This window comes from Enterobacter cloacae subsp. cloacae ATCC 13047 (genome assembly GCF_000025565.1).
GTDB classification, from domain to species: Bacteria; Pseudomonadota; Gammaproteobacteria; order Enterobacterales; family Enterobacteriaceae; genus Enterobacter; species Enterobacter cloacae.
In genome coordinates this window covers 3,103,910-3,116,892 of the sequence record NC_014121.1, presented here as the reverse complement: position 1 = coordinate 3,116,892, position 12,983 = coordinate 3,103,910, and the positions used below count along the sequence as shown (strand labels likewise).

Sequence of the window (12,983 nt, the reverse complement as noted above, 5' to 3'; positions counted from 1 at the left end):
GTCGGGACAAATGTCACCGGCCGGGCTTTTGAAGGCGGGTATCATCCCACCCTCCGCCGGAGATTGCATCGCCATTTTTGTAAAACAATTTCTGTAAAGCAATGAGCGGCGGGAAAGTCTGGCAGCGGAGGATAACAGTATGGCTTACTCTGTCAAGGCAGGATAATCAATAAGGCGCTTTTTGTGCGCCCGGATTATGCGTCTGCGCTTTTCTGATACAACCCGTGCGCGTGGATATAGTCCAGCACTGACGATGGCAGGAGATCGTCACAGGCTAAACCGTGCTGAAGCCGGTCGCGAATGATTGTCGCAGAAATATCAAACCACGGCGTCTCCGCCAGATAGATCTTCCCGGCAGGTTGATTATGCAGATCTTCCACATTGTCGGTCAGATGAGCCTCCAGCCACTGCTGATACTGCTCTTCACGCATGGTCAGCGGATAGCCCGGACGGCGGCAGACGAGGAGATGGCTGTTCTCCAGAATGGTTTCATACTGGTGCCAGGTGGGGAAGTTGAGCAGAGAATCCTGGCCGATGATAAAGGCCAGCGGTTTGTCCGGCCCCTGTTCGGCCCGCCACTCCTGTAGGGTTTGCGAGGTCCAGGACGGGGTGTCGCGACGGAGTTCACGCTCGTCCAGGCTGAAGAGCGGTTTATCCGCAATGGCCAGGGCGAGCATCTCTTTTCGCTGCTCGCTGGTGGCCTCAGGCTGAGGCCGATGTGGCGGAACGTTATTGGGCATGATAATCACGCGCTGAAGACCAATCAGATTCGCCAGAATTTCAACCGGTTTCAGATGACCGTAATGGACCGGGTCAAAGGTGCCACCGTACAGGGCCTGTAGAGAGTGCATGCTATCCATCAATAAATACATCTGCCAGCGCCTTGTGGCAGAGCAGCAGAGAAAGGCTTTCCAGTTCCGCCCAGACGGACTGGCCGTAATCTTGTTTTAACGTGAGCTCTGCGCGCATCAAAAGCTGTACCGCCTGGCGCAGCTGTTCATGGCTCAGACGATTAATGGCCTCGGTGGTCATCGCCCGACGGTTTTGCCAGATACGGTGTTTGTCGAACAACGAACGCAATGGCGTATGAGCAGACTGGCGCTTGAGCGTGATGAGCATTAGCAGTTCACGCTGCAACGTACGCAGCAATATAACCGGTTCGCTACCCTCAAGGCGTAGCTGCTGCAAAATATGCAGGGAACGCTTGCTCTTTGCCATCAGCAGCGCATCAACCCAGTGGAACGGCGTGAAGTGTGCGGCGTCGTTAACCGCCTGCTCCACGCGCGGCAGAGTCAGCTTGCCATCGGGCCAGAGGAGGGCGAGCCGGTCCAGCGCCTGGGCCAACGCCAGCAGGTTGCCTTCATAGCAGTAGCACAGCAGCTGATTCGCTGCGTCGTCCAGTTGCAGGTTATTCTGCTTCGCTCTTGCCGCCACCCATTTCGGCAGATGGGTCTGCTCAGGCGTCTGGCAGGTGACCAGCACGGCATGAGTGGCGAGTTGGGTAAACCACGCGGCGTTTTCCTGCGCTTTGGTGAGCTTGTTGCCACGCACGATTAACAGCAGATCGCTGTGCAACAGGCTGACCAGCGTCGCCAGCTGTTCATTGATGGCTGCGTTCGGACCATTCTCTGGCAGCAGGATCTGGATGGTCTGGCGTGATGCAAAGAGACTCATCGCCTGGCAAAGGGAGAAAAGGGCATTCCAGTCGGTATTGTTATCCAACTGGACGGTGTGGTGTTCATCAAAGCCCTGAGCGGCGGCGGCATGTCGCACGGCATCCAGGCTTTCCTGAAGCAAGAGCGGGTCGTTACCCAGTAGCAGATACGCCGCGCGCAGCCCTTCATTGAGCTGCGCGCGGAGTTGTTCAGGATACAGCCTGATCATCAGTTACCCATGGAGGTAGAAACAGGAGGCGTGTTGGCATCCGGTTTGTCGATGATGTCAGAACCCTGTCTTGTCGTTGCGGCAATGCCTGGCAGCTTACGGATCAGCTGTTCTGCAGCCTTGTCGTACATTTCGTTAATGATAATCTGCTGCTCAGCATCTTTTGCCAGCGCCGTTTGCGGGTTATCAAAGAACGAGCGGTACACTTTGGTATTGATAGGGAAAATGTCTTTACCCGGGATCAATACTGCCGCGTTCACCGTCAGCACCATCTGATATTCCGCAGTACGTCCATCCTGGAAGATCGACACGGTATCTTTAGCCAGCGATGAGCTTAAGATACGTAATGACGGTACATCCTGGCGCAGGGTGCCTTTTTCGATCAGTTGAACATCGTTCAAACGCAGCTGGTTACGCACTGCCCGGCTGAGTGGACCATTCGGATCCCCTGAGTCGAAAATCATCGTTTTCATCTCAGCGGGCACCGCCGTGGTATTGCGCAGATGCCAGCCACACCCCGCGGTGACCAGCACCGCCAGAGATAAGAGTATTGTTGCCAGTTGTCGCACGTTTCCTCCCGCGCTTAGCCAACGACCAGATTCAGCAGTTTACCTGGTACGTAGATCACTTTACGTACGGTAACGCCCTCAAGATATTTCGCCACCAGATGTTCCTGGCCAGCACGCTCACGAACCTGTTCTTCGGTTGCATCAACGGCGACGGTAATTTTACCGCGTACTTTACCGTTGACCTGTACCACCACCAGCGTGGTGTTTTCCACCATGGCGGATTCATCAGCAACCGGCCACGGCGCGTTGTCGATATCGCCTTCGCCTTTCAGCTCCTGCCACAGGGTGAAGCTGACATGCGGGGTGAACGGGTTCAACATGCGCACGACGGCCAACAGCGCTTCACGCATTAAGGCACGATCCTGCTCGCCTTCCTGCGGTGCTTTCGCCAGCTTGTTCATCAGTTCCATAATAGCCGCAATTGCGGTATTGAAGGTCTGACGACGACCAATATCATCGGTCACTTTTGCAATCGTTTTATGAACATCACGACGCAGCGCCTGCTGATCTTCAGTCAGGGCAGCAACGTTCAGTGCCGGTGCGTCGCCCTGAGCGGTGTGTTCGTAAACCAATTTCCAGACGCGCTTCAGGAAGCGGTTCGCCCCTTCAACACCGGACTCCTGCCACTCCAGGGTCATGTCTGCCGGTGAGGCAAACATCATGAACAGACGCACGGTATCCGCGCCGTAGCGCTCAACCATCACCTGCGGGTCGATGCCGTTGTTTTTGGACTTGGACATCTTGCTCATGCCGGTATACACCAGTTCATGACCTTCGGCGTCTTTCGCCTTCACGATACGGCCTTTCTCGTCGCGCTCAACAATCGCATCAACCGGAGAGACCCAGTTACGTTCGCCGTTCGCACCCACATAGTAGAACGCATCTGCCAGTACCATGCCCTGACACAGCAGCTGTTTCGCTGGCTCGTCAGAGTTCACCATGCCTGCGTCACGCATCAGCTTGTGGAAGAAGCGGAAGTAGAGCAGGTGCATGATGGCATGTTCAATACCACCGATGTAGATGTCTACCGGCAGCCAGTAGTTTGCCGCGTCGGAATCCAGCATCCCTTCCTGATACTGCGGGCAGGTGTAGCGGGCGTAGTACCAGGAAGACTCCATAAAGGTGTCAAAGGTGTCGGTTTCACGCAGCGCAGGCTGACCGTTAACGGTGGTTTTTGCCCACTCAGGATCGGCTTTGATCGGGCTGGTGATGCCATCCATGACCACATCTTCCGGCAGGATAACCGGGAGCTGATCTTCAGGGGTTGGCATTACGGTGCCGTCTTCCAGCGTGACCATCGGGATTGGCGCACCCCAGTAACGCTGACGGGAAACGCCCCAGTCGCGCAGGCGGTAGTTTACTTTACGCTCGCCCACGCCCAGCGATGCCAGTTTGTCGGCGATGGCGTTGAAACCCTCTTCGAAGCTCAGGCCGCTGAACTCACCAGAGTTAAACAGTGTGCCTTTTTCCGTCAGTGCTTGCTCAGACAGGTCAGGTTCAGAGCCGTCAGCCGCCAGAATAACGGCTTTGATCGGCAGGTTGTATTTGGTGGCAAATTCATAGTCGCGCTGATCGTGACCCGGAACAGCCATCACGGCACCGGTACCGTATTCCATCAGCACGAAGTTTGCTGCCCAGACCGGAATCGCTTCGCCAGTCAGTGGGTGCTTCGCATAGAAGCCCGTGGCAACGCCTTTCTTCTCCATGGTCGCCATGTCGGCTTCTGCCACTTTCGTGTTGCGGCATTCGTCGATAAAGATAGCCAGCTCCGGGTTATTTTCGGCAGCTTTCTGCGCCAGCGGGTGACCTGCGGCCACGGCCAGATAGGTCGCGCCCATGAAGGTATCAGGACGGGTGGTGTAGACGGTCAGAGTCTGATCGTAGTTCTCAACGTTGAAGGTGATCTCCACGCCTTCAGAACGGCCGATCCAGTTGAGCTGCATGGTCTTAACGGTATCCGGCCAGTGGTCCAGCGTGTCCAGATCGTTCAGCAGTTCGTCAGCGTAAGCGGTGATTTTGATAAACCACTGTGGGATCTCTTTACGCTCAACTTTGGTGTCGCAGCGCCAGCAGCAGCCGTCGATAACCTGTTCGTTCGCGAGAACGGTCTGGTCGTTCGGGCACCAGTTAACGGCAGACGTCTTCTTATAGACCAGGCCTTTTTTGTACAGCTCGGTGAAGAACTTCTGTTCCCAGCGGTAGTATTCCGGGGTACAGGTCGCCAGCTCGCGGCTCCAGTCATAGCCAAAGCCCAGCATTTTGAGCTGGTTTTTCATGTACGCGATGTTGTCGTACGTCCACGGCGCTGGCGCCGTATTGTTTTTGACCGCCGCGCCTTCAGCTGGCAGACCGAATGCATCCCAGCCGATTGGCTGCAGCACGTTTTTGCCCAGCATACGCTGGTAGCGTGCAATCACATCACCGATGGTGTAGTTACGCACGTGGCCCATGTGTAGTCGACCAGAAGGATAGGGAAGCATCGACAGGCAGTAATACTTCTCTTTGCTCTCGTCTTCGGTTACTTCAAAGGTACGCTTCTCGTCCCAGTGTTGCTGGACTTTTGATTCTATCTCTTCCGGGCGGTATTGCTCTTGCATGGCAGCCAGTGGTCCTGTTTTCAATACAGCTACAAATGTAGCCAATGGATGTGGTATTTCAGATCCGCATAGCATAGCCCAAACGCCCGCGTCAAAACAGCCTTTCGCACAAATGCGCTTTGCAGGAATTTACCGGGTCTGTGGTTCACCTGACAAAGCGGCGATGAAATAAGGTCTATTATTAGAAATAGTTACTTACCCGGGAGGCAAAATGATGAACAAGGTTGCTCAATTTTACCGCGAACTGGTGGCAACACTGACGGAACGGCTGCGTAACGGCGAGCGAGATATCGACGCGCTGGTGGAGCAGGCGCGTGCGCGCGTGACGCAAACGGGTGAGTTAACGCGAACCGAAGTGGAAGAGGTGACGCGCGCCGTGCGTCGTGACCTCGAAGAGTTCGCGCGCAGTTACCAGGAGAGCCAGGACGAGGTGACCGACAGCGTATTTATGCGGGTAATAAAGGAGAGCCTCTGGCAGGAGCTGGCGGATATTACCGATAAAACACAGCTGGAGTGGCGTGAAGTCTTTCAGGATCTGAATCATCACGGCGTGTACCACAGCGGCGAAGTGGTGGGGCTGGGAAATCTGGTCTGTGAGAAATGCCATCACCATATTGCCGTTTATACACCGGAGGTGCTGTCACTCTGTCCGAAGTGCGGGCACGATCAGTTCCAGCGTCGGCCGTTTGAGCCCTAGGTAAAAGCAAAACTGTTTGCGCCCTCTCCCTGTGGGAGAGGGCCGGGAAGAGGGCATCAGGCCGCAAAAGGTAAAAGCAAAACGGCAACCACGTTGCCGTTTTTAGTGTTTGCACCCTCTCCCCGTGGGAGAGGGTTGGGGTGAGGGCATCAGGCCGCACTATAGTATGCGAGCCTCTCCGCCAGCAAATCCACAAACGCCTGCCGATCGATATCCACCATTAGCGTGGTATTCGGTTCATTGCCCGTCAGCGAATAGTAATCCACCACCGTCATCCCCTGGGTGTATTTCCCCTGGGTCTCCACACCAACCCAGCGCTCTACCGTGGTAAACATCTCAGGCTTCAGCAGCCAGGCAATGGTGCACGGGTCATGCAGCGGCGCGCCGTGGAATCCCCATTTCTCGGCTTTGTGATATTCCATAAAGAAGTCGAGCAGCTCGGCCACGGTCGTGGCAACCGGGTTGCCAATCGCACGAAAACGCTCGATGTCATTCGTCATAATCTGCGCCCGGTGGGTAACATCCAGTCCGGCCATCACAATCGGCAAGCCCGACTGGAAGACGATCTCCGCCGCTTCCGGGTCGACAAAGATGTTGAACTCCGCCGCAGGCGTCCAGTTACCCAGCCCCATGGCTCCGCCCATAATCACGATACGGGCAATTTTGCTGTGCAGTTCAGGATGGCTGTTCAGCAGCAGCGCAACGTTGGTTTGCGGGCCCGTTGCTACCAGCGTGACGGGTTCAGCACTCTCGCGTAGTACCTTTGCCATCAGCTCCACGGCGGTACAGGATTGCGGGGCGAAACCCGGTTCCGGCAGCGCCGGGCCGTCCAGGCCGCTTTCTCCGTGTACGTTGTCGGCAATGATCAGTTCACGCATCAGCGGTTTGACCGCGCCACCGGCCACGGGAATATCGGGGCGCTTTAGCAAGGTCAGCATACGCAGGACGTTGCGCAGGGTTTTATCCGGCGTCTGGTTGCCGGCAGATGAGGTGACAGCTTTGACTTCAAGTTCAGGGGAGGCAAGTGCAAGGACGAGGGCAATCGCGTCATCATGACCCGGATCGCAATCGAAAATAATAGGCTGTGCCATAGCGTTCTCCATACGTAGCGTTATTTTGTGACAAGGTTAACGCTGCAATGTGACGCCGACGAGAAGCAGAGATTGAAAGCGTGAGACAGTGCGCAATCCGAAGATTGCGCACTGAGATGATTAATGCAGGATTTTAGCCAGGAAGTCTTTAGCGCGTTCGGATTTCGGGTTGGCGAAGAAATCTTCTTTCGGCGAGTCTTCAACGATCTTGCCTTCATCCATAAAGATCACGCGGTTTGCCACTTTGCGGGCGAAGCCCATTTCGTGGGTCACCACCATCATGGTCATCCCTTCGTGGGCCAGTTCAACCATGACGTCCAGCACTTCGTTGATCATTTCGGGATCGAGTGCGGAGGTCGGTTCGTCGAACAGCATTGCCACCGGATCCATACACAGCGCGCGAGCAATCGCCACACGCTGCTGTTGGCCCCCGGAAAGCTGTGCCGGGAACTTATCGGCGTGCGCAGAAAGCCCCACGCGATCCAGAAGCTTCAGCCCTTTCTCACGCGCCGCTTTTTTGTCACGCTTAAGCACTTTCACCTGCGCCAGCGTCAGGTTCTCGATGATGGAGAGGTGAGGGAACAGTTCAAAATGCTGGAACACCATCCCTACGTGGGAGCGAAGCTGGGCAAGGTTGGTTTTCTTGTCGTTCACTTTGGTGCCGTTAACAACAATTTCACCCTGCTGCACAGGCTCCAGACCATTAACCGTTTTGATCAGCGTCGATTTACCGGAACCGGACGGCCCGCACACTACCACCACATCACCTTTTTTGACTTCGGTGGAGCAGTCGGTCAGCACCTGAAAGTGCCCATACCATTTAGAAACATTTTTCAGGGAAATCATTATACCGTCCTTTTCTTCAGCCAACTGACCAACAGCGACGCGCTTAAACTAATCACAAAATAGACCGCACCTGCGAAGAGCACCATCTCAACCTGCGTACCATCGCGCTCACCGATGGTGGACGCGGTACGGAAGAAGTCTGCCAGGCTCAGGACATATACCAGAGAGGTATCCTGGAACAGCACGATGCCCTGGGTCAGCAGGAGGGGAACCATGGCGCGAAACGCCTGCGGCAGAATAATGAGTTGCATGGACTGCCAGTGGGTCATCCCCAGCGCCAGCGCCGCGCTGGACTGCCCGCGGGAGATACTCTGTATGCCCGCACGGATGATCTCGGAATAGTAAGCGGCCTCAAACATGGAGAACGCAACCATCGCGGAAATCAGGCGGATATCGGTTTTCGGTGACAGTCCCAGAACGTTTTGCAGGAATCCGGGAACAATCAGGTAAAACCACAGCAGCACCATCACCAGCGGGATAGAACGGAAAACGTTAACGTAGGCAGTGGCAAACCAGGCGAGCGGTTTAAAGCTCGACAGGCGCATTACCGCCAGCAGGGTGCCCCAGACGATACCGACGATGATGGCGATCGCCGTGATTTTTAAGGTGATCACCAGGCCATCCAGCAGGTACGGCATGGAAGGAACAATGGAACTCCAGTCAAATTCGTACATTATTTGCCCCCCAGATTGCCCGGCAGGCGAATTTTGCGTTCAACCAGGTTCATCACCAGCATGATGAAAGCGTTAATCAGAACATACGCGAGCGTAATTGCCGTGAAGGATTCCCACGCGTGGGCGGAATAATCCAGCAGTTTACCCGCCTGCGCCGCCATATCGACCAGACCGATCGTGGAGGCGATGGCCGAGTTTTTGACCAGGTTCATCATCTCTGAGGTCATCGGTGGAACAATGACGCGGTAGGCGTTAGGCAGCAGGACGTAGCGGTAGGTTTGTGGCAGCGTTAACCCCATCGCCAGACCCGCGTTCTTTTGTCCACGCGGCAGCGACTGAATAGCGGCGCGTACCTGCTCGCACACGCGCGCGGCGGTAAACAGCCCCAGACACATCATCGAGGAGACAAAGAACTGTACGTTAGGATCCAGTTCCGACTTGAACCACATGCCAATATTTTCCGGCAGCAGTTCAGGAACGACCAGATACCAGGTAAAGAACTGCACGATCAGCGGAACGTTACGGAACAGTTCCACATACAGCGTGCCGATAGAAGAGAGAAAACGGTTAGGGACGGTGCGCAGAATACCGAACAGTGAACCGACAAGGAACGCAATAATCCACGCCGTTATCGATAACGCAACGGTAACCTGAAAGCCGCTCCACAGCCAGCCAAGATAGGTTGTGTTGCCGAACGGGGCTTGTTGCAGAAATATGCCCCAGTTCCAGTCTATTGACATAATAAACTCCAGAAAAAAAAGGGTAGCAGAGCTACCCTCGAAGATTGGTGAGAAGCTCATTTTTCGCGCTGAGTGGGGAACGACCACTCAACGTATAGTCTGTCCATGCTTCCCGACAATCGAGAGGGCAGGAGATCCTGCCCCTGTAGTTCTAATTAGTTAAGAGCCTTGTCATTTGGTGATTTGAACAGTGCTTTCATGTCGTCAGACAGTTCAAAGTTCATGTTGAGATTTTTGGGTGGAATTGGGTTCTTGAACCATTTGTCGAACCATTTTTCCGCTTCACCGGAGGTTTGCACCTGGGCGATGGTGTCATCGATCAGCTTCTTAAACTGCGGATCGTCTTTACGCAGCATACAGCCGTAGGCTTCTTTCGACTGGGCGGTACCAACGATATCCCAGTTGTCCGGCTTCTTCGCTTTTGCACGTTCGCCAGCCAGCAGAGCATCATCCATCATAAACGCGACGGCACGGCCACTTTCCAGCGTACGGAAGGAGTCACCATGGTCTTTCGCGCTGATGATGCGCATATCCATTTTCTTCTCGTCGTTCAGCTTGTGCAGCAGCACTTCTGAGGTTGTCCCGGAGGTCACAACAACGGCTTTGCCTTTCAGGTCAGCAAAATCTTTGATGTCACCGCCTTTTTTGGTCAGCAGACGGGTCCCCACCACAAAGATGGTGTCGGAGAAGGCGGCCTGTTTCTGACGCTCAAGGTTGTTGGTGGTGGAGCCACACTCAAAATCGAAGGTGCCGTTTTGCAGCAGTGGGATACGGTTCTGCGAGGTGATTGGAATCAGTTTTACCTGCAGGTCGGGTTTGTTCAGCTTTTTCTTCACGGCCTCAACGATGGCGTTAGAGTAGTCCTGTGAATAGCCCACGACTTTTTGCGTGTTGTCGTAGTAAGAGAACGGGACAGAAGATTCACGGTGGCCGACCACGATCACGCCGTTTTTGGCAATCTTGTCGAGAGTGCTGCCGGCTGCCGGCGCGTCTTCAGCGTGTACAACGCCTGCGGACATCCCCATTACCAGCATTGCTGTGGCCAGTTTACGTAATTGCATACCCAACTCCTTTTTTATCAGCGTCAGTGACGCATTGATACCCATTGTGATGTTGTTATATCTCGCGCTATGCGAGTGCAGTGTTATGCAAGCTTGTTAACATTTAGTCTGGCTTAATGTAAAGATTTTGCTGCGTTATTGTTTATTTTTGCGAAGCGCGCCGCACCATTCCGAGGCAGAAATCTCTCGTTGCACCGTTTCGGTGCTACCGGCGATCTATACTGGTGCGACAAGGTTGCACACGAAGCCAAACTGCGTTTACCTGAATAAACAAAGCAATAGGCGTGCCAGAATTGAAATTTGGGAGGGAACTGTCGGGTGGCGGCTACGCCTTACCCGACCGACGAAGCGAAATGTAGGCCGGGTAAGCGTCAGCGCCACCCGGCAACAGAAGGTAAGATTAGCGACGACGCTGACGAAGGCTCATCAGCACAGCCCCAAAGCCAAACAGGGCGGTCAGGATCCACAGCGGCCAGTTGCCGGTGCGGGCATATGGCGTCAGGCCGCTTGTCGGCGTGACTTTAGCCGTCAACACGTCGCGCGTAAACTGCGGGATCATGGCCTGAATTTCTCCCCGCGGTCCAATCACGGCGGTGATGCCATTGTTGGTGCTGCGCAACAGCGGACGCGCCAGCTCCAGTGAACGCATCCGCGCCATCTGGAAGTGCTGCCACGGACCAATCGACTTACCGAACCAGGCATCATTAGAGATGGTCAGCAGGAAGTCCGTATCCGGACGGAAGTTGTCGCGCACCTGTTCACCGAGGATGATCTCGTAGCAAATGGCCGCCGTCAGGGCAAAGCCGTGTGCATGCAGCTGCGGCTGCACATACGGACCCCGACTGAAGGAGGACATTGGCAGGTCAAAGAACGGTGCCAGCGGACGCAGTATCGATTCCAGCGGAACAAACTCGCCAAACGGAACAAGGTGATTCTTGTTATACCGGTCAGTCGAGGTGTAGCTGTACTCGCTGTCTTTGCCGAGCGTAATGATGGTGTTGTAGGTATCGTAGCGGTTCTGCTGATTCAGACGCGCATCCACAATCCCGGTGATCAGCGTACTGCCGCGCGCGCGCAGCAGATCGTTCATCATGTTGAGAAACGGCTGCTGGTTAATTTCCAGATCCGGAATGGCAGATTCAGGCCAGATGATCAGCTGTGATTTACCCATCACCTCTTCAGTGGCGTTGGCGTAAATTTTCAGCGTGTTCAGCAGCTCTTTTTCATCCCACTTCATCGCCTGCGGAATATTTCCCTGCACCATCGATACCTGTGTGGCGCGCTCTGGCATCAGGGTATACCACTGGATATAACGCAGCGGGAAGGGCAGAGCGAAAAGGACCAGCGCCACCACTAGTGGTTTCCAGTTACGCGTGACCAGCGCCAGCACCAGCAGGCCGCTCACCACCATCAGCAGGAAGTTAATGGCTTCAACGCCCATTACCGGCGCCAGACCTTTCAGCGGGCCGTCAATCTGGCTGTAGCCAAACTGCAGCCACGGGAAGCCGGTCAGCACCCAGCCGCGCAGAAACTCGGTGATCTGCCAGACCACGGGAGCCGCAATGGCAACGCGCAGCCAGCTGGTTTTAGGCCACAGGCGGGAAAGAATGCCCGCAAACAGACCGGTGTAGAGCGAGAGATAGGCGGCCAGCAGAACCACAAGGAAGACGTTAACCGGCCCCGGCATACCCCCAAACTGGGCGATGCTGACGTAGACCCAGTTGATGCCGGATCCAAACAGCCCCAGCCCCCAGAAGTAGCCAATGGCTGCAGCCTGAACGGGACGACGATTCAGGGTTAACCCCTGTAACCCCATCAGGGAGAGAATGGCTGCAGGCCAGATATCGTAAGGAGAAAAAGCCAGCGTACCGCTGGCTCCGAGTAACAGCGCCAGCAGCAAACGGACGCGCTGGCGTTCAAGCAGTGGGGCAAATGCCATTTACATTAATCTTCCAGTTTTGGCACCGGTGAGTCGTCCGGCGTTCTGACATGAACCTGTATAATACGTCGGCTGTCGGCCATCGCCACTTTGAACTGGTAACCATCGATGTCAACGGTTTCGCCGCGGGCAGGAAGATGACCAAAGGCCTGCATCACCAGCCCACCAATGGTATCCACCTCTTCATCGCTGAAGTGGGTGCCGAAGGCGTCGTTGAAATCCTCAATGGAGGCCAGGGCGCGAACGGTCCACGTGTGGCGGCTAAGCTGACGGAAGTCGATATCTTCTTCTTCGTCATACTCGTCTTCGATCTCGCCCACGATCAGCTCAAGAATATCCTCGATCGTGACAAGGCCTGACACGCCGCCAAATTCATCAATCACAATCGCCATGTGGTAACGCTGGGAGCGAAACTCTTTCAGCATCCGATCCACACGTTTACTTTCCGGCACAACCACGGCCTGGCGTAACACTTTTTCCATGCTGAAGGCTTCGGCATCGCTGCGCATAAACGGCAGCAGATCTTTGGCCATCAAAATCCCTTCGATGTGATCTTTGTCTTCGCTGATGACCGGGAAACGGGAGTGAGCGGATTCGATAATCACATCGAGGCATTCATCAAGGCTCTGGTTACGTTTCAGGGTAATCATTTGCGAGCGGGGGATCATGATATCGCGAACGCGCTGGTCGGCGATGTCCATTACCCCTTCGAGCATTTCGCGCGTATCTTCGTCGATAAGATCGTTTTGCCCGGAATCACGAATCAGCTCCAGCAGTTCATCACGGTTTTTGGGCTCACCATGGAAAAGCTGGCTCAGAATGAGGGAGAAAAATCCCTTTTTACTGTTTGTCGTGTCGCTACTGTGTGAATTGTCGTCGCTCATG

General features: G+C 54.9%; 12 protein-coding genes. 1 reads left to right on the top strand and 11 read right to left on the bottom strand.

The window, feature by feature from the left end; translation table 11 throughout:
• Positions 1 to 194: 194 nt before the first annotated feature.
• Genes nadD through leuS form a run of 4 tightly spaced genes read right to left on the bottom strand, consistent with a single transcriptional unit; the run spans position 195 to position 5,050 of the window.
• On the bottom strand, positions 195 to 860 hold the full coding sequence (nadD, locus tag ECL_RS15060; protein ID WP_020685664.1) for a nicotinate-nucleotide adenylyltransferase: 666 nt from the start codon (positions 858 to 860) through the stop codon (positions 195 to 197).
• Positions 853 to 1,884, bottom strand: coding sequence for a DNA polymerase III subunit delta (gene holA, locus ECL_RS15055; RefSeq protein WP_013097586.1), 1,032 nt, complete (start codon positions 1,882 to 1,884; stop codon positions 853 to 855). Before holA ends, nadD begins: the two co-directional genes overlap by 8 nt.
• Positions 1,884 to 2,453 carry an LPS assembly lipoprotein LptE gene (gene lptE, locus ECL_RS15050; protein WP_013097585.1) on the bottom strand — a complete coding sequence of 190 codons (570 nt, stop codon included), beginning with the start codon at positions 2,451 to 2,453 and terminating at the stop codon, positions 1,884 to 1,886. Before lptE ends, holA begins: the two co-directional genes overlap by 1 nt.
• 14 nt (positions 2,454 to 2,467) lie before the next feature.
• Positions 2,468 to 5,050: a leucine--tRNA ligase gene (leuS, locus tag ECL_RS15045; protein WP_013097584.1), complete on the bottom strand. Its 2,583-nt coding sequence runs from the start codon at positions 5,048 to 5,050 to the stop codon at positions 2,468 to 2,470.
• A 214-nt stretch (positions 5,051 to 5,264) separates the two neighbouring features.
• Between leuS and ECL_RS15040 the strand changes: the two genes are divergently transcribed.
• Positions 5,265 to 5,747: a zinc ribbon-containing protein gene (locus ECL_RS15040; RefSeq protein ID WP_014831082.1), complete on the top strand. Its 483-nt coding sequence runs from the start codon at positions 5,265 to 5,267 to the stop codon at positions 5,745 to 5,747.
• Between the two features lie 149 nt (positions 5,748 to 5,896).
• Here the strand turns inward: ECL_RS15040 and rihA are convergent, their stop codons facing one another.
• From rihA to corC, 7 genes are all read right to left on the bottom strand, one after another.
• Positions 5,897 to 6,838 (bottom strand): pyrimidine-specific ribonucleoside hydrolase RihA, encoded by a 942-nt coding sequence (gene rihA, locus ECL_RS15035; protein WP_013097582.1) that lies wholly within the window; start codon positions 6,836 to 6,838, stop codon positions 5,897 to 5,899.
• Between the two features lie 120 nt (positions 6,839 to 6,958).
• Entirely contained in the window at positions 6,959 to 7,684 is a 726-nt protein-coding gene (locus tag ECL_RS15030) for an amino acid ABC transporter ATP-binding protein (protein ID WP_013097581.1), read from the bottom strand.
• Complete coding sequence (gene gltK, locus ECL_RS15025; protein WP_013097580.1) at positions 7,684 to 8,358, bottom strand: glutamate/aspartate ABC transporter permease GltK; 675 nt, start codon at positions 8,356 to 8,358, stop codon at positions 7,684 to 7,686. Before gltK ends, ECL_RS15030 begins: the two co-directional genes overlap by 1 nt.
• Positions 8,358 to 9,098, bottom strand: a complete 741-nt coding sequence (locus tag ECL_RS15020) for an amino acid ABC transporter permease (protein ID WP_013097579.1) — start codon at positions 9,096 to 9,098, stop codon at positions 8,358 to 8,360. The genes gltK and ECL_RS15020 overlap by 1 nt, the downstream gene beginning before the upstream one ends.
• A gap of 155 nt (positions 9,099 to 9,253) precedes the next feature.
• Positions 9,254 to 10,159 (bottom strand): amino acid ABC transporter substrate-binding protein, encoded by a 906-nt coding sequence (locus ECL_RS15015; protein WP_014883004.1) that lies wholly within the window; start codon positions 10,157 to 10,159, stop codon positions 9,254 to 9,256.
• A gap of 400 nt (positions 10,160 to 10,559) precedes the next feature.
• Positions 10,560 to 12,098 carry an apolipoprotein N-acyltransferase gene (gene lnt, locus ECL_RS15010; protein ID WP_013097577.1) on the bottom strand — a complete coding sequence of 513 codons (1,539 nt, stop codon included), beginning with the start codon at positions 12,096 to 12,098 and terminating at the stop codon, positions 10,560 to 10,562.
• Between the two features lie 5 nt (positions 12,099 to 12,103).
• A complete protein-coding gene (gene corC, locus ECL_RS15005; protein ID WP_013097576.1) occupies positions 12,104 to 12,982 on the bottom strand; it encodes a CNNM family magnesium/cobalt transport protein CorC in 879 nt (292 codons plus the stop codon).
• Position 12,983: the final 1 nt, after the last annotated feature.